This window comes from Herbaspirillum sp. AP02, assembly GCF_015767275.1.
Lineage (GTDB): Bacteria > Pseudomonadota > Gammaproteobacteria > Burkholderiales > Burkholderiaceae_D > Herbaspirillum.
Genome location: NZ_JADWMY010000001.1, coordinates 544296 through 565187 on the forward strand (window position 1 = coordinate 544296; position 20892 = coordinate 565187).

General features: G+C 64.1%; 13 protein-coding genes. 7 read left to right on the forward strand and 6 right to left on the reverse strand.

Annotated elements, in window-relative coordinates:
- Positions 1 to 60: 60 nt before the first annotated feature.
- Positions 61 to 2634 carry a cyanophycin synthetase gene (gene cphA / locus I5R65_RS02375; protein ID WP_196872117.1) on the forward strand — a complete coding sequence of 858 codons (2574 nt, stop codon included), beginning with the start codon at positions 61 to 63 and terminating at the stop codon, positions 2632 to 2634.
- Between the two features lie 93 nt (positions 2635 to 2727).
- On the opposite strand, the gene def is transcribed toward cphA, so the two are convergent.
- The 6 genes from def to I5R65_RS02405 all read right to left on the reverse strand — a co-directional run bounded on the left by def (position 2728) and on the right by I5R65_RS02405 (position 13752).
- Positions 2728 to 3264, reverse strand: coding sequence for a peptide deformylase (def, locus tag I5R65_RS02380; protein WP_196872118.1), 537 nt, complete (start codon positions 3262 to 3264; stop codon positions 2728 to 2730).
- Positions 3265 to 3340: 76 nt separating this feature from the next.
- Complete coding sequence (gene galU / locus I5R65_RS02385; RefSeq protein WP_196872119.1) at positions 3341 to 4231, reverse strand: UTP--glucose-1-phosphate uridylyltransferase GalU; 891 nt, start codon at positions 4229 to 4231, stop codon at positions 3341 to 3343.
- A 119-nt stretch (positions 4232 to 4350) separates the two neighbouring features.
- The gene (gene ligA / locus I5R65_RS02390) at positions 4351 to 6459 is read right to left on the reverse strand and encodes an NAD-dependent DNA ligase LigA (protein WP_196872120.1); all 2109 of its coding nucleotides are present in this window, start codon (positions 6457 to 6459) and stop codon (positions 4351 to 4353) included.
- A 23-nt stretch (positions 6460 to 6482) separates the two neighbouring features.
- Positions 6483 to 7802 carry a cell division protein ZipA C-terminal FtsZ-binding domain-containing protein gene (locus I5R65_RS02395; protein WP_196872121.1) on the reverse strand — a complete coding sequence of 440 codons (1320 nt, stop codon included), beginning with the start codon at positions 7800 to 7802 and terminating at the stop codon, positions 6483 to 6485.
- Between the two features lie 440 nt (positions 7803 to 8242).
- Complete coding sequence (gene smc, locus I5R65_RS02400) at positions 8243 to 11773, reverse strand: chromosome segregation protein SMC (RefSeq protein ID WP_196872122.1); 3531 nt, start codon at positions 11771 to 11773, stop codon at positions 8243 to 8245.
- A 212-nt stretch (positions 11774 to 11985) separates the two neighbouring features.
- Complete coding sequence (locus I5R65_RS02405) at positions 11986 to 13752, reverse strand: methyl-accepting chemotaxis protein (RefSeq protein ID WP_180668638.1); 1767 nt, start codon at positions 13750 to 13752, stop codon at positions 11986 to 11988.
- Between the two features lie 369 nt (positions 13753 to 14121).
- Here I5R65_RS02405 and dapC point away from each other — a divergent pair, with 369 nt between their 5' ends.
- The 6 genes from dapC to I5R65_RS02435 all read left to right on the forward strand — a co-directional run bounded on the left by dapC (position 14122) and on the right by I5R65_RS02435 (position 20780).
- Positions 14122 to 15333, forward strand: coding sequence for a succinyldiaminopimelate transaminase (gene dapC, locus I5R65_RS02410; protein ID WP_180668639.1), 1212 nt, complete (start codon positions 14122 to 14124; stop codon positions 15331 to 15333).
- 56 nt (positions 15334 to 15389) lie between these two features.
- Entirely contained in the window at positions 15390 to 16223 is an 834-nt protein-coding gene (gene dapD, locus I5R65_RS02415; RefSeq protein ID WP_006462557.1) for a 2,3,4,5-tetrahydropyridine-2,6-dicarboxylate N-succinyltransferase, read from the forward strand.
- Positions 16224 to 16342: 119 nt separating this feature from the next.
- The gene (locus tag I5R65_RS02420; protein ID WP_180668640.1) at positions 16343 to 16702 is read left to right on the forward strand and encodes an ArsC family reductase; all 360 of its coding nucleotides are present in this window, start codon (positions 16343 to 16345) and stop codon (positions 16700 to 16702) included.
- A gap of 2 nt (positions 16703 to 16704) precedes the next feature.
- Positions 16705 to 17832 carry a succinyl-diaminopimelate desuccinylase gene (gene dapE, locus I5R65_RS02425; RefSeq protein ID WP_180668641.1) on the forward strand — a complete coding sequence of 376 codons (1128 nt, stop codon included), beginning with the start codon at positions 16705 to 16707 and terminating at the stop codon, positions 17830 to 17832.
- Positions 17833 to 17856: 24 nt separating this feature from the next.
- Positions 17857 to 18747: a 50S ribosomal protein L3 N(5)-glutamine methyltransferase gene (prmB, locus tag I5R65_RS02430; protein WP_180668642.1), complete on the forward strand. Its 891-nt coding sequence runs from the start codon at positions 17857 to 17859 to the stop codon at positions 18745 to 18747.
- A gap of 50 nt (positions 18748 to 18797) precedes the next feature.
- A complete protein-coding gene (locus tag I5R65_RS02435) occupies positions 18798 to 20780 on the forward strand; it encodes an ATP-binding cassette domain-containing protein (protein ID WP_180668643.1) in 1983 nt (660 codons plus the stop codon).
- The last annotated feature ends 112 nt before the right edge of the window (positions 20781 to 20892 follow it).

Sequence of the window (20892 nt, forward strand, 5' to 3'; positions counted from 1 at the left end):
TGCACCGGCACCGCAAGACAGACCGATTCAAGATCAAGAGACACCTAGGAAAACTTGTCCATGGACGTATCCCGCATTCGCGCCCTGCGCGGCCCCAATCTCTGGAGCAGACACACCGCCATCGAAGCCATCGTTTCCTGCCCGGAACACGAGCGCGTCATCGACGACATGCCCGGCTTCGAACTGCGCCTGCGCGCCCGCTTCCCGCAGATCGGCTTCCTCGAACCCGATGGCGGCAAGCAGGTGGTGTCGATGGCCCACGCGCTGGCCGCCGCGGCGCTGGCCCTGCAATCGCAGGCCGGCTGCCCGGTGACCTTCAGCCGCACGGTATCGACCGTCGAGACCGGCATCTACCAGGTGGTGGTGGAATACAGCGAAGAAGAAGTCGGCCGCCTGGCCTTTGACCTGGCGCTGCAACTGGTGCAGGCGGCCCAGGCCGATGCCCCCTTCGACCTGATCGCCGCGCTCACCCGCATCCGCGAACTGGACGAGGACGTGCGCCTGGGCCCCTCCACCGGCTCCATCGTCAATGCCGCCATCAAGCGCGGCATTCCCTATCGCCGCCTGACCCAGGGCAGCATGGTGCAATTCGGCTGGGGCAGCCGGCAGAAACGCATCCAGGCCGCCGAGACCAGCAACACCAGCGCCATCGCCGAATCCATCGCCCAGGACAAGGACCTGACCAAGATGCTGCTGCACGCCGCCGGCGTACCGGTGCCCAATGGTCGCGTGGTCACCACGGCCGAAGACGCGCTCAAGGCCGCCGAGGAAATCGGTTCGGCAGTGGTCATCAAGCCGCTGGACGGCAACCAGGGCAAGGGCGTGGCGGTCAACATCAGCACCCCGGAACAGATCACCCGTGCCTTCAACAACGCCGCCCTGATCAGCGATGAAGTGATCGTCGAGCGCTACCTGCCCGGCCACGACTTCCGTCTGCTGGTGATCGGCAAGACCCTGGTGGCGGCCGCCCGCCGCGATCCACCCCAAGTCATCGGCGACGGCGTGCACACCATCCGCCAGTTGATCGATCAGGTCAACGCCGACCCGCTGCGCGGTGATGGCCACGCCACCTCGCTGACCAAGATCCGCCTCGACGATATCGCCCTGCTGGTGCTGTCGGGCCAGAACCTGGACCCCGAATCCATCCCCGCCCAGGGCGTGCGCGTGGTCCTGCGCAACAACGCCAACCTGTCCACCGGCGGCACTGCCACCGATGTCACCGACGACGTCCACCCGGACGTAGCCGCGCGTGCCATCGCGGCGGCGCAGATGGTGGGCCTGGACATCTGCGGCGTGGACGTAGTCTGTAACTCGGTACACATGTCGCTGGAAGAGCAAGGTGGCGGCATCGTCGAAGTCAATGCCGCGCCCGGCCTGCGCATGCACCTCTCGCCCTCCTACGGCAAGGCGCGTGACGTCGGCGAAGCCATCGTCTCGACCATGTATGAAGACGGCGACGATGGCCGCATCCCCGTGGTCGCCGTGGCCGGCACCAACGGCAAGACCACCACGGTGCGCCTGATCACCCATCTGCTGGCCAAGACCGGCCTGCGCGTGGGCATGACCAATACCGATGGCGTCTATATCGATGGACTGCGCACCGACACCGGCGACTGCAGCGGCCCGCGCAGCGCCCGCAACGTGCTGTTCCACCCGGAAGTCGATGCGGCCGTGCTGGAAACTGCACGTGGCGGCGTGCTGCGTGAAGGCCTGGGTTTCGACCGCTGCGCCGTGGCCGTGGTCACCAATATCGGCATGGGTGACCACCTGGGCCTGTCCTACATCAGCACCGTGGAAGACCTGGCCGTGGTCAAGCGCGTCATCGTCGAAAACGTCGCGCCGACCGGCACGGCGGTGCTCAATGCGGCCGACCCCATGGTGGCCAAGATGGCGTCCTCCTGCCCCGGTTCGGTGACCTTCTTCGCGCTCGACCCCAACCATCCCATCATGGCGACGCATCGTGCCCAGGGCCATCGCATCGTCTACCAGGACGGCGACGTCATCGTGGCAGCCCAGGGCACATTCGAGAAACGCCTGAAACTGTCCGGCATCCCCCTCACCCGTGCCGGCGCCATCGGCTTCCAGGTCGAGAACGTGATGGCCTCGGTCGGCGCGGCCTGGGCCTTGAACCTGGACTGGGAGCAGATCACCGGCGCCCTGGCCAGCTTCATCAGCGACAGCGGTACCGCACCGGGCCGCTTCAACCTGTTCGATTACAAGGGTGCCACCCTGATCGCCGACTACGGTCACAATCCGGATGCCATCCAGGCCCTCATCAAGGCCGTTGACAGCATGCCCGCCAAGCGCCGCTCGGTGGTCATCAGCGGTGCGGGTGACCGCCGCGACGTCGACATCACCCGCCAGACCGAACTGCTGGGCGATGCCTTCGATGAAGTGGTGCTGTACCAGGACCAGTGCCAGCGCGGCCGCGAGGACGGCGAAGTGATCGCCCTGCTGCGCCAGGGCCTGGAAAAGGCCAGCCGCACCAGCGACATCAAGGAAATCGACGGCGAATTCGTCGCCATCGATACCGCCCTGGCCTCGCTGCAGCCGGGCGACCTGTGCCTGATCCTGATCGACCAGGTGGAAGAGGCGCTGGCGCACATCGACGCCCGCGTCAAGGGAAGCCACTGAGCCCGAACCCGCCCTGCGGGTGCGGGTGCAATCCATGAAGCATCCCGGCGTCTTGCCGGGATGCTTTTTTTATGGCCGACTCAGGCTTGCGGATCAGTCATCCTGGCTGGGGTCCAGTTCGGGGAACAGGACTTCGGTAAAGCCGAATTGCCGGAAGTCGCGAATGCGCATCGGATACAGGATGCCCAGCAGGTGGTCGCACTCGTGCTGCACTACGCGGGCATGGAAGCCATCCACGGTGCGGTCGATCACATTGCCGTTCTGGTCCACGCCCTGGTAGCGCAGACGGCTCCAGCGCGGCACCACGCCACGCATGCCGGGCACCGACAGGCAGCCCTCCCAGCCGTCCTCTTCCTGGTCCGAGAGAGGGGTGAGGATGGGGTTGATCAGCACCGTCTCGGGCACGGCCGGGGCATCCGGATAGCGCTGGTTGTGGCCGAAACCGAAGATCACCAGCTGCAGATCGACGCCGATCTGGGGCGCGGCCAATCCTGCGCCATTGACGGCGCGCATGGTCTCGAACATGTCGTCGACCAGCCGCGCCAGCTCGGGCGTGCCGAACTCCGTCACCAGCTGCGCCTGGCGCAGCAGGCGCGGGTCGCCCATCTTGAGAATCTCGCGTATCGCCATCCAATTTCTCCATGAAAGACGCCCGGTCGGGCCGGGCGTCAGTGTGTGATCGAAGTCGCGTTCGGCGACTCCCTGCTCAGCGCTGCTTGTTGGCCACTTCCTGCAGGTATTGCGCGAAGGCCGGACCGGTCTCCGGATGCTTCAGGCCCATGGCGACCATGGCCTTCAGGTAACCCAGCTTGGAACCGCAATCATAGCGCTGTCCCTGATAACGATAGGCCAGTACCGACTCGGCCTGCATCAGCTTGGCAATGCCATCAGTGAGCTGGATCTCGCCACCGGCACCACGCGGGATGTTTTCCAGGTAGTGGAAGATGCGGCTGTTGAGCACATAGCGACCGACCACCGCCAGCGTGGACGGTGCCTCTTCCGGCGCCGGCTTCTCGACGATGGCATTGACGCGCTCGAGGTCGGGCTGATAAGGCGTGGCGCTGACGATGCCATATTGGCGCGTTTCGCTCTTGGGGACTTCCTGCACCGCCAGCATGCTCATGCCTTCGCGGGCATAGATGTCGGTCATCTGTGCCAGCACCGGCTTGACACCTTCGTCGGTGTCCATGAAGTCGTCGGCCAGCAGCACCGCAAAGGGTTCCTCGCCCACCACCGGACGCGCGCACAGCACGGCGTGGCCCAGCCCCAGCGGCTCGGACTGACGGATGAAGATGCAATTGACGTTCTTCGGTACCACGTTCTGGACGATTTCCAGCAGCTTTTTCTTGCCGGCGGCTTCCAGTTCGCTTTCCAGTTCATAGGCCTTGTCGAAGTGGTCTTCGATGGCGCGCTTGTTACGGCCGGTGATGAACACCATCTCGGTGATGCCGGCAGCCACCGCTTCTTCGACTGCGTAATGGATCAGCGGCTTGTCGACGATGGGCAGCATTTCCTTGGGCTGTGCCTTGGTAGCGGGCAGGAAGCGGCTGCCGAGACCGGCGACGGGAAAGACGGCTTTCTTGATCTTCTTGATCATCATGACTCCGAGGTAGGAATGGGTCTTGGTAATTCGTTATCGTCTGCTCTTGCAGAGCAGCCCCGACTGAACGGGAATGTAATGGTGGCGCATTGTATATGAATAAAAAGACAAGGTAATTACGCCGGGGGGGCAGCGTCGCCGCCTTCACTGTCCTCATCGCTCTCACCACCCTGGCCTGCACACAGTGCCTTCAGGGCATCCTCGTCCAGGATGGTCAATCCCAGCTCTTCAGCCTTGGCCAGCTTGCTGCCGGCTTCGGCGCCGGCCACTACATAGCTGGTCTTCTTGGACACCGAGCCCGACACCTTGCCGCCGGCCGCCTCGATCAACTGCGAGGCCTGGTCACGCGACAGGTTGGGCAGGCTGCCGGTCAACACAAAGGTCTTGCCGGCCAGGTGCTTGGCTCCGACATCCGCACCTGCACTTTCGGGCCAGTGTACGCCGACAGCGCGCAATTGCTCGACCAGCTCCACGTTGAGCGGATCACTGAAGAAGGCACGCAGCGAACTGGCCACCACCGGGCCGATGTCGGCCACTTCCAGCAATTGCTCTTCGCTGGCGACCAGCAGCTTGTCGATGCCGCCGAAATGGCGCGCCAGTTCCTTGGCCGTGGCCTCGCCCACGTGGCGGATGCCCAGGGCATAGATGAAGCGCGCCAGCGTGGTGGTCTTGGACTTCTGCAGCGCGTCCAGCACGTTCTGCGCCGATTTCTCCGCCATGCGGTCCAGTTCGGACAGTGCCGACAGGCCCAGCCGATAGAGGTCGGCCGGGGTGTTGACCACTTGGCGATCGACCAGCTGTTCCACCAGTTGCTCGCCCAGGCCCTCGATATCCATGGCGCGACGCGAGGCGAAGTGCTGCAGGCCGCCCTTGCGCTGGGCCGCACACTTGAGCCAGCCACCGGAGCAACGCGCCACCGCCTCATCCTCGGCACGCACGATGGGCGAGCCGCACACCGGGCAGGTCGTGGGCATGATGAAGGCGCGGGCGTCGGCCGGGCGCTTCTCGGGCACGTAGGCGACCACTTCCGGAATCACATCCCCGGCACGCCGCACGATGACGGTGTCGCCGATCTGGATATCCTTGCGGCGCACCTCATCCTCGTTATGCAGGGTGGCATTGGTGACGGTCACGCCGCCCACGAAGACCGGGTTGAGACGGGCCACCGGGGTGATGGCACCGGTGCGGCCGACCTGCACCTCGATATCCTGCACCACCGTCAGCGCTTCCTGCGCCGGGAATTTATGGGCCAGCGCAAAGCGCGGCGCGCGCGAGACGAAGCCCAGGTATTTTTGCTGATCCAGCCGGTCCACCTTGTAGACCACGCCGTCGATCTCGTAGGGCAGGCTGTCGCGCTTGGCACCGATGCCGCGGAAGAAATCCAGCAGCCCGGCCGCGCCCGTGACCACGGCGCGCTCCTTGCATACCGGCAACCCCAACTCCTGGTACCAATCCAGCAGCGCCGAATGCGAAGCCGGCATCTCGGCGCCCTCCAGCACGCCGATGCCATAGGCGAAGAAGCGCAGCGTGCGCTGGGCGGTGATGCGCGAATCCAGCTGGCGCAGGCTGCCGGCAGCGGCGTTGCGGGGATTGGCGAACTCCTTCTGGCCGGCATCGCGCTGACGCTGGTTCAGGCGCGCAAAGTCGCTCTTGTACATCAGCACTTCACCGCGCACGTCGAGCACCTGCGGCACCTGCTCCCCATGCAAGCGCAAGGGAATGGCGCGCACGGTGCGGATGTTGGCGGTGACGTTTTCGCCGGTCGTGCCGTCGCCCCGGGTGGCGGCCTGGACCAGCATGCCGTTTTCGTAGCGTAGGCTGATGGCCAGGCCGTCGAATTTAAGTTCGGTGGCATAGCGCACTTCCTGCAGGCTTTCCAGCCCATCGCGCACCCGCTTATCGAAGGCTTCGATGTCTTCATCGGAAAAACCATTGCCCAGCGACAGCATCGGCACTGCATGGCGCACCGGCTCGAATTGCGGCAAGGGGCCGGCACCCACACGCTGGGTAGGCGAATCCGGAGTGAGCAGTTCGGGGTGGGCGGTTTCCAGCGCCTGCAGTTCCTGGAACAGCCGGTCATATTCGGCATCCGGAATGCTGGGCTGGTCCAGCACGTAGTAGCTGTGGTTGTGGCGGTTCAGGTCGGCGCGCAGCGCGAAGGCGCGCACCAGCCAGTCCGGCGCCCCTTGCGGGGGCCGGCCGGCGGAAAACAGATCTGCTTGCATCGTGGAGGAGTAGGAACGGGGCCTTAGCTGAACAGGCGCAAGGCACGGGTGGAGCCGGCTGCGATCTCGGCCGATTCCATGGCGCTGTAGAAGGCGGCGACCTGTTCGGCGATATCGGCCAGGGCTTCATCGGAAAGGGGCTGGTCGCTATCGTCGACGATCACGCCACCCAGGCGCTGCGCCAGCGAACGGGCGCAGGCCACCAGCGCGCCATAGCCGTCACGTGCCGGCGACACCCGCGGCACATCCAGCAGCAGCGTGAGGCGGTCGGTGGTCTCGTCGGTCGGCGTGGCATTGGTAGAGAGTGCGAAGAGCACTTCACCCTCGCCGTCCTGCATCACCAGGAAGCCTTCGGTGCGGCGATCGAAGCCCTGGCGGGTCAGCGCCGCCAGCAGCGTCGCCAGGCTCCACGGTGCGCCTTGCGAGCGCACATTCACCGACAATTGGACGTCGTGGTCGGCGATGAACTGATGCAGCGCCTGGGCGGTGCGGATCACGTCGGGCATGTCCGGCAGTTCCGGTTCGCCCGAGAGCGAATCGGTCAGGTCACGCAAGCGCATGACCAGTTCCGAATATTCGATTTCGTTGAGGGCATTGCTGCGGTTGGCCAGTTGCGCGCCGGCCAGCAACGCAGTGTAGATGCTGCCATGGGCCACCGCTTCCCAGTCGCCCTCGGTGGTGCGGCCGATGAAGTGCACCGGCTTGTTGCCAACATGGCGCAGGTTCTGCAGCAGTGGCAGCAGCTTGTCGCCGCGCAGGGGGTTGTCCAGGGCGATGGGGATGTTGCAGTCGATGAGTTCGTCGACCGGCAGTTCGCGACGCGGCGCCAGGCGCGCCTGCATTTCCGGCGGTGGCGTGAAGGCGGGCGCGGCTTCGATCTGGTCTTCGGCGCCGGCGATGACCTGGGCCACGGTCGATTGCGGGGCTTGCGCCAGGGCCTCGTCCAGCATGGCCTCGTCGGCTGCGCGGGGCAGTTCACCGGCCGGTGGCTCACCCAGGAAGGGTTCGCGTGGCTCGAACTCGGCCTGGTCCAGGTAAGCCTTCACCGGTGCCGGCATGGGCTTGCGCTCGGGGACATCGTACAGCGACGGCTCGGTGCGCTCGGCCGTTTCCTCTGCCAGAGCGGACGCAGCGGAGGCGCTGCGCTGGGCGGGCGGCGTGGCAAACACCGGCTCGCCGGGTACCGGTTCATCCGGCGACATCAGCACATCGTCGTGGGACGACGAAAAGGCGCGTTCCACCGTCTTGCGCGCCTTGTGCTCCTGCCACTTGTTATAGGAAATGACACCGACGACGAAGACGCCGCCGAGAATGATCAGACTGGTCTGGAGATCCATCATCATGCTGCACGACCTTTCAGGCTGTCTGGCTGGGGGGCGCCATCGTGGGCGCCGTGTGGCATGGTCGGCTGGGAGAAGCTGCTCATCGAAGAAATCCGAATCCTATCAATCCAAGAAGGCCGACCGCGGCCGCCGGCACACGAACGTCCGTCACTGCCACGGGCGGCATTGCGGCGCCGGCATCGGCCAGGAGGGCGGACATCGGGCGCGTCGGACGAAAGGAGTACGGCAAGATCGCGGTCAAGATATTGTTATTTTTCCATGGCCCGTGGGGGCCGAGAATCGAAGCTACTGCGAATGCTGCTGCAAAAGCAGCTCCGACCCGACACCGGCTGGGCAGACGCCCGAACCGGGCCGGTCGACAAGTTTTTCAGGGTACGGTCGCGCCCCCTGCTTGTCAAGCCGACAAAGGCCCTGGCGCAGCCAGCAAAAGGCATCCGGCATCAGGCGGCCTGCTCGGCGCTGGAAAAGTTGGCGGCCGACTCCATGTCCACTGCCACGATGCGCGACACGCCCTGCTCCTGCATGGTCACCCCGATCAGTTGCTGCGCCATTTCCATGGCGATCTTGTTGTGGGAGATGAACAGGAACTGGGTGTGTTCCGACATGCGCTTGACCATGTTGGCGAAACGTTCGGTGTTGGCATCGTCCAGCGGCGCATCCACCTCGTCGAGCAAGCAGAACGGCGCCGGGTTCAGCTGGAACATGGAGAACACCAGGGCGGTTGCCGTCAGCGCCTTCTCGCCACCCGAGAGCAGGTGGATGGTGGCGTTCTTCTTGCCCGGCGGCTGCGCCATGACCTGCACGCCGGAATCCAGGATCTCGTCGCCAGTCATGATGAGCTTGGCCTGGCCACCGCCGAAGAGCACCGGGAACAGCTCCGAGAAGTGGTGGTTGACCTTGTCGAAGGTGTCCTGCAGCAGGTCGCGGGTTTCCATGTCGATCTTGTGGATCGCATCCTGCAGCGTAGTGATGGCTTCGTTCAGGTCGGCATGCTGCGCATCCAGGAAGTGCTTGCGCTCCGAGGCCGTGGCCAGTTCATCCAGTGCGGCCAGGTTGACCGCGCCCAGTGCCGCGATGGCGTTGGTCAGGCGGGTCACTTCGCCTTGCAGGTAGGACGGGCGCATGTCGCTGGTGAGCTTCTCGGACAGCGCGGCCTCGTCGGCCTGGGTCTGGGCCAGGGCTTCGGAGAACTGCTCCTGATTCAGGCGCGCTGCCTGTTCCTTCAGCTGCAATTCCGTGATGCGGTCGCGCTGCGGCTGCAGGCTGCGTTCGGCCTGCATGCGGCTTTCTTCATGCGAGCGCAGTTGCTGCGACAGCTGGTCCAGTTCGTGACGGGCATCGGCCAGTGCGCGTTCCTGTGTGCTGCGACGGTCCAGCAGTTCCTGCAGGCCGGCCTGGGCCGCCTGGTCGTCCAGGCTTTCCAGTTCCAGCGAGCCTTGTTGCATGCTGGCAAACAGTTGCGCCGCCTGTTCCAGGGCGGTGGCGATGCCACGCTTCAATTCCTCGATCTTGTTGCGATGCGACTTTTCGGCAAATTCGGTTTCCTGTGCAGAGCGCTCCAGCTCACGCAGGCGGGTGCGGGCGTCGTTGAGCTGCTGCTCCTTGTTGAGGTAATCGGTCTGGCCGTTTTCGTGCTGTTCCTGCAGCTCGGCCAGTTCGATATCGAGTTCCTCGAAGCGCGCCTCGGATTCGGCCTGGACCTGCTGCTGTTCGGCTTCCTGCATGCCGATTTCTTCCAGGTCGGTGGCGATCTGGGTGCTGCGCTGGTTGAAGCGTTCCTGCACCTCGCCCAGCTTCATCACCTCGATCTGCAGGCTGTGCGCCGACTGGGTCAGCGCATTGACCCGCAGGCGCAGTTCCTGCAGGCGCTGCGACGCGCCCGTCAAGGCTGCCTCGGCGCGTACGGCACGGCCCTTGGCTTCCTCGGCCAGCATGGACTGGGCGCGCTGCTGCTTGGTGATGTTCTCGATTTCCTGCTGGCGCGCCAGCATGCCATCCTGCTCCGAATCGGAGGCGTAGAAGCGCACGCTGGAATTGCTCACCACATGGCCCTGGCGGGTCACGAAGAGGCCGCCCAGCGGCAATTTGGAGCGTTCGGCGAAGGCGCTGGCGGTGTCGTCGGCGATGTAGATGTGGTTGAGCCAGTCGTTCATCAGGGCGCGCAGGCCCGGATCGTTCAGCTGCAGCAAGCCCACGAAGGGTTTAAGGCCGGCCACCGGCTGCGCTTCCGACTGGGCAAGGCCGGCATTGGGCGCATACAGCGCCAGCTTGGCCGGTGGAGCATCGCTGAAGAAGGCCTTGGCCCAGTCCAGGTTGGACATTTCCAGGGCCGACATGCGCTCGCGCAGTACCGCTTCCAGCGCGGTTTCCCAGCCGGATTCGATGTGCAGCTTCTGCCACAGGCGCGGCAGTTCTGCCAGGCCGTGCTTTTCCAGCCAGGGCTGGACCTTGCCCTGCGCCTGCACGCTTTCCTGCAATTGCTTCAAGGCCGTCAGGCGCGCATCCAGCTGGGCATGGGCCGAGGTTTCCTTGCTCACCAGCTCCTGGGCCGTGCGACGCTCTTCTTCCAGGCGCGGCAACTGTTCCTGCGCCTCGTCCAGAACCATGCTGGCTTCTTCCAGCGAGGCCTGCTTTTCTTCCAGCTGCATGCGCAGGTTGGACAGATGCGTCTCATCGGGCATGGCCATGCCGTTCTTTTCCTGCATCAGTCGCTCACGGCGGGCCGCCAGGCCGGAGAGGATGTTGGAGGCATTGCGCTGGTGCGTCGATTGCAGCTCGATCTGCTGCTGCACCTGCATGATCTTGCCGCGCGATTCAGTGGTCTTCAGTTGCGACTCGCGCCAGGCCGCTTCCAGCGAAGGCAGGCGATCGCTGGTGTCCTGCACGGCGTGCTGGGCCTGCTCCACGCGCATGCCGAATTCTTCCAGCTGGATTTCGGCCTCGGCCAGTTCTTCCTGCTGCTGCGTGCCCTGGCGCTGCCACTGGTCGCGCTGCGCGCCCAGCGAATTGAGTTGTGCCTGCAGGCGATTGCGCGATTCGATGACGAACTTGATCTGCGCTTCCAGGCTGCCGATCTCGGAATTGGTCTGGTACAGGTGGCCCTGCGCCTGGTGCAGGCGGTCGCCGGCGCCATAGTGGGCCTGGCGCATGTGCTCCAGCTCGGTCTCGGCGTGGCGCAGCTTGGCGGTCTGCTCTTCCAGGTCGATCTGGGCGCGTTCGATTTCCTTGAAGAATTTTTCCTGCTCGGCCTTGGCTTCGTTCTTGCGCAGCAGCCAGAGCAGCTTCTGCTTTTCTTCCTGGTCGTTCTGCAGCTCATGGAATTTCTTGGCCACGGCGGCCTGGGCTTCCAGCTTTTCCAGGTTGGCGTTGAGCTCGCGCAGGATGTCTTCCAGGCGGGTCAGGTTTTCGGTGGTGTCGTGCAGGCGGTTCTCGGTCTCGCGGCGGCGCTCCTTGTACTTGGAGACGCCGGCAGCCTCTTCCAGGAAGATGCGCAGCTCTTCGGGACGGGCTTCGATGATGCGCGAGATCATGCCCTGGCCGATGATGGCGTAGGCGCGCGGGCCCAGGCCGGTGCCGAGGAAGATGTCCTGGATGTCGCGGCGGCGCACCGACTGGTTGTTGATGTAGTACGAGGACGTGCCGTCGCGGGTCAGCGTGCGCTTGACGGCGATTTCGGCGTATTGCCCCCACTGTCCGGCAGCCTTGCCGGCGGAGTTATCGAACACCAGTTCGACCGAGGCGCGCCCGGCCGGCTTGCGGTGGGTGGAGCCGTTGAAGATGACGTCCTGCATCGATTCGCCACGCAGCTCCGAGGCCTTGGATTCGCCCAGCACCCAGCGCACGGCATCGATGATGTTGGATTTGCCGCAGCCATTGGGTCCGACCACGCCTACCAGCTGCCCCGGAACCTGGAAATGCGTAGGCTCGACGAAGGACTTGAATCCAGATAATTTAATGGAAGTTAGGCGCACGTTATCGACAAATTAAAACAATTGAGGGAAAGCGGGAATTTTGCTTCCGGGAAGGCCGGTATCATAACATCGCAAGCCCCCGCCACGGCCAAAAACGGCCCTGCCCGCCCCCTGGCAGCCCCTGTTTCCGCCCTGCTCCCGACCCAATGAAAAACGCTGCGCCGACTTGCATCGGCACAGCGTCATGAGCTCCATTCGGCAGCAGCGAGGGATCAGAAGGTTTCCCAGTCCCCGTCGTCGCCAGCGGCCACCGGCTTCTTCCCCGGAGCAGCCGGCTTGGCCGCCGGTATTGCCAGCGCGGCCGCCTTGCCGGGTGCCGCCGACGCCACCTTGGGGGCCGGCTTCGGGGCAGCCTTGAAGGCCGGCGCTGGTGTCGGCTTGGCCGCCATCGCCGGCGCCGGGCGCACGACCGCCTCCATGGCGGCATCCTCGCCTTCGACCTGGAAGGTGGACACGGCCGCCTTCAGGCGCCTTGCCTGCTCTTCCAGTGAGCCGGCTGCGGCGGCGGCTTCCTCGACCAGTGCCGCGTTCTGCTGGGTCACCTGATCCATCTCGCCGATGGCCAGGTTGACCTGTTCGATGCCACGGCGCTGCTCTTCGGAGGCCGCCGAGATCTCGCTGACGATATCGGTCAGGCGATGCACTGCCGAGACCACCTCGCCCATGGTTTCACCGGCGCGGGCCACCTGGTCGGAGCCACTGCCCACCCGCTGCACAGAATCCTCGATCAGGGCCTTGATCTCCTTGGCGGCCTGGGCACTGCGCTGGGCCAGCGAACGCACCTCCGAGGCCACCACCGCAAAGCCCCGCCCCTGCTCACCGGCACGGGCCGCCTCGACGGCGGCGTTCAGCGCCAGGATGTTGGTCTGGAAGGCAATGCCGTCGATGACACCGATGATGTCCGAAATCTTGCGCGAACTTTCAGTAATGCCCTCCATGGTCTGCACCACCTGCCCCACCACCTCGCCACCGCGCTTGGCGATTTCCGAAGCGTTGTTGGCCAGTTGACCGGCCTGGCGGGCGTTATCGGCATTCTGCTTCACGGTGGCGGTCAGCGAATCCATGTTCGAGGCAGTCATCGCCAGTGAGCCGGCCTGTTCTTCGGTACGCGAGGACAGATCCAGGTTGCCGGCCGCAATCTCGTGCGCTCCGACATCGATGGCGTCAGTGCCCTGGCGGATGCCCTTGATCACCCCCGCCAGGCGTTCGCGCATGGTGGCCATCTCATAGAGCAGGCTACGCTTGTCACCGGCCCGGGTATCGACTTTCACGGTCAGGTCGCCATTGGCGATGCGGGTGGCGATGGCCACCGCATAGGCCGGCTCGCCACCGAGGCTGCCGGTGATGCGGCGAATGATGGCCAGCATCATCACCGACACCACCACGCCCACCACCAGCAGGATGCCCAGCAAGCGCAGCAGGTCCGACTGGAACTGTGCCTGCACATCGCTGAGGAAGACCCCGGTGACGATGAACCAGTCCCAGGTCTTGTTGTGCACCACGTAGCTCATCTTGGGAGTACGGTTACTGTCGTCGGTACCAGGCAGGCGGCCCATGTACTGGACAAAGCCCTGCTGTTTTTCCTGTCCGACCTTCATCATCTCGACGTAGTAGGCCTTGCCTTCCGAATCCTTGCGGTCGGCCACGTTCTTGCCGATCATGGATTTGTTGGAGGGCAACATCAGCACCACCGGACGGGAATCGAAGATGAACAGGTAGTTGTCGCCGTCATAGCGCATGGCAGCGATGCGCTCCAGCGCGTTCTTCTGCGCCTCCTCCTTGGAAATCTTGCCGGCGGCGACATCGGCCACGTAGCTGTTGACCACGCCATTGGCGGCCTCGACCACGCGGCGCAAGCCATCCTTGCGTTCGTCCATCATGTTTTCACGGGCGCTGAAGGCGGACCAGGCGGCCAGCAGCAGCAGACCTACCCACATCACGACGAGCGCAGACAGAAGCTGCGCCTTTAGGCTTTTCATTCTTGTTCTCCGGGGTTCAGTACCAGCCTTGTGAGCCGGCCAGTTTTGGCGAGCGCCCACAATACCCCCGAAAGCTTGCTGACAATCCACTGAATACACCGCTTACCTGGCCCCGATTTTCCGGATTGCACATTTCACAACATCATGAAAGCATGGACTGAACACCTGCCAACGCTACTTGCCCGCAAACCGACATCTTGCATCCGAAACATGTCATCGCATCAATTCCGCAGCCGACCATCGGTGCAGCAATGACGGTATAATCGCAAGCTTTCCCAGCCCTTTGCCGAGGCCGCCCTTCCTGCCTGATGATCTCGCTGATGATCCAGCCAGGCGCCGGCCCGGGCAGCTTTACTCCAGTCCAGCGACGTGAATCCCCTACTCGACCAACTGCAGCCCTATCCTTTCGAAAAGCTCAAGAAGCTCTTCGCCGACATCACGCCCGACCCGGCCTATCGTCCGATCAGCCTGGGCATCGGCGAGCCCAAACATCCGACGCCTGAATTCATCAAGCGGGCGCTGACCGGCAATCTCGCCGGCCTGGCCTCCTATCCGGCCACGCTGGGCAGCGATGCCCTGCGCGGGGCGATCGCCGACTGGCTGCAAAACCGCTATGGCATCCCGCGCCCTGATCCGGCCACCGAAATCCTGCCCGTCAATGGTTCGCGCGAGGCGCTGTTCTCGCTCACGCAGACCGTGATCGACCCCACCAAGCCGGGCGCGCTGGTGATGTGTCCCAACCCGTTCTACCAGATCTACGAAGGCTCGGCCTACCTGGCTGGCGCCCAGCCCTATTTCGTCAATTCCGATGCGGCACGCAACTTTGCGCCGGACTTCAGCCAGGTGCCGCAAGAGGTGTGGGAGCGCGTGCAGCTGCTGTTCGTCTGCTCGCCAGGCAACCCCACCGGCGCGGTGCTGACGCTGGAAGACTGGAAGGAGCTGTTTGCCCTGTCGGATCGTTATGGCTTCGTGATCGCCTCCGACGAGTGCTATTCGGAGATCTACTTCCAGCAGGAGCCGCCGCTGGGTGGCCTGGAAGCCGCCCGCAAGCTGGGTCGGAACTACCGCAACCTGATCGCCTTCTCCAGCCTCTCCAAGCGCTCCAACGTGCCGGGCATGCGTTCGGGCTTCGTGGCCGGCGACGCTGCGATCCTGAAGAAATTCCTGCTCTACCGCACCTATCATGGCGGCGCCATGAGCCCGGTGATCCAGGCCGCCTCGGTCGAGGCCTGGAAGGACGAGACCCACGTCCAGGACAACATCGCCAAGTACGTCACCAAGTTCTCGCAGGTCACCCCGCTCTTGCAGGAAGTGCTGGACGTCGCGCTGCCGGACGCGGCCTTCTACCTCTGGGCAAAGGTCGACAAGCTGGTCACCATCAGTGACACCGAATTCGCCCGCCGCCTGTACGCCGAATATAATGTCACCGTTCTGCCGGGCAGCTATCTGGCGCGCGAGGCACATGGCGTCAATCCGGGCGCCGGTCGCATCCGCATGGCCCTGGTGGCCGAAGTCGAAGAATGCCTGGAGGCGGCGCAACGCATCGTCGCCTTTACCAAGAAACTGGCAGGCCAGGCCTGAAGCCGGTCGCAAGCCAGACCATTTACCCTTTCACCCAACCGTTCATAGATATCAACATGACACAGTCCATTCAGCAAATCATCGATCAGGCGTGGGAAGACCGCGCCAGCCTGTCCCCCAAGAGCGCCCCGGCCGACATCCGCAATGCGGTGGCCGAAGTGATCGCAGGCCTGAACGATGGCACCCTGCGCGTCGCCAACCGTCAAGGCGTCGGCCAGTGGGAAGTCAACCAATGGGTGAAGAAGGCCATCCTGCTGTCCTTCCGCCTGGAAGACAACGTGCCGATGTCGGCCGGTACCGGCTACCCGCAGTTCTACGACAAGGTGCCCACCAAGTTCGCCAACTACACCGCCGAAGATTTCGCCAAGGGTGGCTTCCGCGTGGTGCCGCCGGCAGTGGCCCGTCACGGCTCCTTCATCGGCCGCAACGTGGTGCTGATGCCCTCCTATGTGAACATCGGCGCCTACGTCGATGAAGGCACGATGGTCGACACCTGGGCCACCGTCGGCTCGGCCGCCCAGATCGGCAAGAACGTTCACCTGTCCGGCGGCGTCGGTATCGGCGGCGTGCTGGAGCCGGTGCAGGCCGGCCCGGTCATCATTGAAGACAATTGCTTCATCGGTGCCCGTTCGGAAGTGGTCGAAGGCGTCATCATCGAAGAGAACTCGGTGCTGTCCATGGGCGTGTACATCGGCCAGTCCACCAAGATCTACGATCGTGAAACCGGTGAAGTGCATTACGGCCGCGTGCCGGCCGGTTCCGTGGTGGTGCCGGGCAACCTGCCCTCCAAGGATGGCAAGTACAGCCTGTACGCCGCGATCATCGTCAAGAAGGTCGATGCCCAGACCCGTTCCAAGACTTCCATCAACGAACTGCTGCGCGGCGAGTAAGCCCGCCCTGCGGCTTCATTGAAGTCCTGCATCACCACGCGCCGCGCCGGTCGTCTCGTACACCGGCGCGGCGTCGTGTTCTAGTGACCTCGATGGCGAGAACAAGCGCGAGAATAAGCATGAGCGACAAGATCACCCTCTACGGCATCCCCAACTGCGACACTGTCAAGAAGGCCCGCGTGTGGCTGGACGAGCAAGGGATCGCCTTCCACTTCCACGATTTCAAGAAGGCCGGCCTGGACGCCGCCCAGGTGCAAGCCTGGTTGAAGGACGTGGAGCGCGACGTGCTGGTCAATCGCAAGGGAACCACCTGGCGTGCCCTGTCGGACGAACGCAAGGCCGCCATCACCGATGACGCTGCCGCGGTCGCGCTGATGGTGGAAAACCCCTCGGTGGTGAAGCGCCCGGTGCTCTTCGATGGCAAGCAGTATCACGTCGGCTTCAAGGCCGATCAGTATCAACACATTTTCGAGAAATGATCATGAGCAAGACGCTGGCCCTGACCCAGGAATTGATGTCCCTTTCTTCCGTCACCCCCGAAGACAAAGGCTGCCAGGCACGGCTGGCGGAATTGCTCGCGCCCCTGGGCTTCGCCTGCGAGACCATCCAGTCCGGCGACGTCACCAACCTGTGGGCGCGCAAGGGAACGGCCCAGCCGCTGGTGGTCTTCGCCGGCCACACCGACGTGGTGCCCACCGGCCCGCTGGAGAAGTGGCAGTCCCACCCCTTCCAGCCGACCTTGCGCGATGGCCGCCTGTATGGCCGTGGCGCCTCCGACATGAAGACCTCGATCGCCGCCATGGTGGTGGCCTGCGAGGAATTCACCGCGGCGCACCCGGATCACCAGGGCTCGATCGGCTTCCTCATCACCAGCGATGAAGAGGGCCCGGCCATCGATGGCACCGTGGTGGTCTGCAATGCCCTGAAGGCACGCGGCGAGCAACTCGACTACTGCATCGTGGGCGAGCCGACCTCGGCCAAGACCCTGGGTGACATGATCAAGAACGGCCGCCGCGGCACCATGTCGGGCAAGCTGACCGTCAAGGGCATCCAGGGCCACATCGCCTATCCGCAACTGGCGCGCAACCCCATCCACCAGGCCGCACCGGCCCTGGCCGAGCTGGTCGCCGAGCAATGGGATGCGGGCAACGAATACTACCTGCCGACGTCTTGGCAGGTCTCCAATATCCATGGCGGCACCGGCGCCTCCAATGTGATCCCGGGCGAAGTGGTGATCGACTTCAATTTCCGTTTCTCCACCGCCAGCACCGTAGAGGGCCTGCAGCAGCGCGTGCATGCCATCCTGGACAAGCATGGCCTGGAATACGACCTGAAGTGGACGGTCGGCGGCCTGCCCTTCCTGACCCCGCGCGGCGACCTGTCGGACGCGCTGGCCAAGGCGATCAAGGACGAGACCGGCCTGGAGACCGAACTGTCGACCACCGGCGGCACCTCGGACGGCCGCTTCATCGCCCAGATCTGCCCGCAGGTGATCGAGTTCGGCCCGCCCAACGACAGCATCCACAAGATCGACGAGCACATCGAGGTGCGCTACATCGATCCCCTGAAGAACATCTACCGCAAGACGCTGGAAAACCTGCTGGCCTGAGTGCCGGGCATTGAAGAGAACATCATGACCCCCAACAATTTCGCCACCGTGCGCGACCTGCTGCGCTACGCCGTGACCCGTTTCAACACCGAGCAACTGTTCTTCGGCCACGGCAGCAGCAATGCGCTGGATGAGGCGGCCTACCTGATCCTGCATACGCTGAAGCTGCCGCTGGACCAGCTTGATCCCTTCCTAGATGCGCGCCTCTTGCCCGAGGAAATCGCTTCGCTCATGCGTGTGATCGAACGCCGTAGCAAGGACCGCGTGCCGGCCGCCTACATCACCAACGAAGCCTGGCTGGGCGCCTATCGCTTCTACGTCGATGAGCGCGTCATCGTGCCACGCTCCTTCATTGCCGAACTGATTCCGCAGCACTTCTCGCCGTGGATACAGGACCCGGAAGCCATCGAGAATGCGCTGGACCTGTGTACCGGCTCTGGCTGCCTGCCCATCCTGCTGGCCGATGCCTTCCCCCACGCGCAGATTGATGCCGTCGATATCTCCGCCGATGCGCTGGCCGTGGCGCGCAAGAACGTGGACGAGTACCAGCTGCAGGACCGCATCACCCTGGTCGAGTCCGATCTCTACACCCGGCTGCCGGCGCGCAAGTACGACCTGATCATCAGCAACCCGCCCTACGTGAACTCCGGTTCCATGGCCAAGCTGCCGCAGGAATACCTGCGCGAGCCGCAACTGGCCCTGGCCGGCGGCGAGGATGGCATGGACCTGGTGCGCAAGATCGTGGCCGGCGCCGCCGAGCGCTTGACGCCCGACGGCGTGCTGGTAGTCGAGATCGGCAACGAACGCGCCTTTGCCGAAGCTGCCTTCCCGGAACTGGAACTGACCTGGCTGACTACCAGCGCCGGCGACGACATGGTCTTCCTGGTCACGGCCGAACAGCTGCAACTGGGCTAAGCCCCTAAGTCCGCTCTGCGCCACCGCGTTCCACTGATTGTGAATCACCGATGATCCGTTTCCAGCAAGTCTCCCTCCAGCGTGGTGTCAAGCCGCTGCTGGAGAATGTCGACCTGACGCTCAACCCGGGCGACAAGATCGGCCTGATCGGCGCCAATGGCGCCGGCAAGTCCAGCCTGTTCGCCATGCTGCGTGGCGAACTGCACGCCGACCAGGGCAATATCGATTTCCCGGCACGCTGGCGCATGGCCTACGTGGCGCAGGAAACGCCGGCGCTGGACCGTCCGGCCATCGAATACGCCATCGATGGCGACGCCCACCTGCGCCAGCTGGAAGCCGAACTGGCCCGCGCCGAAGCGCAGCCCGATGACCAGCACGACGGCAACCACATCGCCGAGCTGCACACCGCCCTGGCCGATGCCGACGCCTATACGGTGCGCTCGCGTGCCGAGCAGTTGCTGCTGGGCCTGGGCTTTTCGCTGGAACAGATGGCACGCCCGGTGGCCAGCTTCTCGGGTGGTTGGCGCATGCGCCTGAACCTGGCGCAGGCGCTGATGTGCCCGTCCGACCTCCTGCTGCTGGACGAACCGACCAACCACCTGGACCTGGATGCCATCATCTGGCTGGAAGACTGGTTGAAGCGCTATCCCGGCACGCTGCTGATCATTTCCCACGATCGCGATTTCCTGGATGGCGTGGTCAATGTCATCGTCCATATCGATGATCGGAAACTGAAGCGTTATTCAGGCAACTACAGCGCCTTCGAGCGCCAGCGCTCGGCCCAGCTGGAGCTGATGGCCGGCATGATCGAGAAGCAGCAGCGCCAGCGCGCCCACCTGCAATCCTTCATCGACCGCTTCAAGGCCAAGGCCACCAAGGCACGCCAGGCGCAGAGCCGCATGAAGGCGCTCTCCAAGATGGAGGAGCTGGCGCCGCTGCGCGCGGCGGCCGAATTCTCCTTCGAGTTCCGCGAACCGCTGTCGGCACCCAACCCGCTGCTGGTGATGGAAAAGGTCAATGCCGGCTATCACATCGAGGGCAAGAACGGCGCGCCGGATGAAGACAAGATCATCGTGCATGGCATCGACTTTTCGCTGCAGAACGGCCAGCGCATCGGCCTGTTGGGCGTCAATGGCGCCGGCAAGTCCACGCTGATCAAGACGGTGGCAGGCGAGATCGATCCGCTGTCGGGCACGGCCCGCCTGGGCAAGGGGCTGGTGATCGGTTACTTCGCCCAGCACCAGGTGGAGATGCTGCGCCATGACGAATCGCCGCTGTGGCACCTGACGCGACTGGCGCCGGATGTGCGCGAGCAGGAGTTGCGCAACTTCCTGGGCAGCTTCAACTTCAACGGCACCATGGCTTCCTCCTCCATCGCGCCCTTCTCGGGCGGCGAAAAGGCGAGACTGGCGCTAGCGCTGATCGTCTGGCAGCGCCCCAACCTCTTGCTGCTGGATGAACCGACCAACCACCTCGACCTGGAGACCCGCGAAGCGCTGACCATGGCGCTGGCGCAGTTCGAAGGCACGCTGATCCTGGTGTCCCACGATCGTCACCTGCTGCGCGCTACCACCGACCAGTTCCTGATCGTGGCCGAGAGCAAGCTGCAAGACTTCGACGGCGACCTGGACGACTACAAGGACTGGCTATTCAAGACCAAGCTGGCTGCACGCAATGACGCCGCCGCTGCGCCTCTGCCCACGGCCAGCCAGGTGGTGGACGCCGCTTCGCCCGCCGGCAATGTGGACCGCAAGGAACAGAAGCGACTGGAAGCCGAACAGCGCCAGAAGATGTCGGCACTGAAGAAGCCCATCGAGGCGCGCATCAAGCGGCTGGATGAACAGATTGCCAAGCTCAACACGCGCAAGGGTGAAATCGATGCGCGGCTGGGAAGTCCCGATATCTACGACGCCGCCAACAAGGAAGAACTGAAGACGCTCATCACCGACCAGGCCTATTGCAGCAAGGAGCTGGAACAACTGGAGAACGAGTGGCTGGAACAGCAGGAAGCGCTGGAGCAAGTACAGGGCTGACGCCACGCGAACCGGGGCCGGCATAAGCTTTCTACATCAAAGTCTTAAGCCAGCTCTTGCAGTTCGGCAAAACGAGGGCATCATGGCGACCTGGCTGCATTTTCGTGGCGAT

Excerpts from the sequence above, each read along its gene's own strand:
- cphA (WP_196872117.1), top strand. The coding sequence starts at position 61 with ATGGACGTATCCCGCATTCGCGCCCTGCGCGGCCCCAATCTCTGGAGC.
- def (WP_196872118.1), bottom strand. The coding sequence starts at position 3,264 with ATGGCGATACGCGAGATTCTCAAGATGGGCGACCCGCGCCTGCTGCGC.
- galU (WP_196872119.1), bottom strand. The coding sequence starts at position 4,231 with ATGATCAAGAAGATCAAGAAAGCCGTCTTTCCCGTCGCCGGTCTCGGC.
- ligA (WP_196872120.1), bottom strand. The coding sequence starts at position 6,459 with ATGCAAGCAGATCTGTTTTCCGCCGGCCGGCCCCCGCAAGGGGCGCCG.
- I5R65_RS02395 (WP_196872121.1), bottom strand. The coding sequence starts at position 7,802 with ATGATGATGGATCTCCAGACCAGTCTGATCATTCTCGGCGGCGTCTTC.
- I5R65_RS02405 (WP_180668638.1), bottom strand. The coding sequence starts at position 13,752 with ATGAAAAGCCTAAAGGCGCAGCTTCTGTCTGCGCTCGTCGTGATGTGG.
- dapD (WP_006462557.1), top strand. The coding sequence starts at position 15,390 with ATGACACAGTCCATTCAGCAAATCATCGATCAGGCGTGGGAAGACCGC.
- I5R65_RS02420 (WP_180668640.1), top strand. The coding sequence starts at position 16,343 with ATGAGCGACAAGATCACCCTCTACGGCATCCCCAACTGCGACACTGTC.
- dapE (WP_180668641.1), top strand. The coding sequence starts at position 16,705 with ATGAGCAAGACGCTGGCCCTGACCCAGGAATTGATGTCCCTTTCTTCC.
- prmB (WP_180668642.1), top strand. The coding sequence starts at position 17,857 with ATGACCCCCAACAATTTCGCCACCGTGCGCGACCTGCTGCGCTACGCC.
- I5R65_RS02435 (WP_180668643.1), top strand. The coding sequence starts at position 18,798 with ATGATCCGTTTCCAGCAAGTCTCCCTCCAGCGTGGTGTCAAGCCGCTG.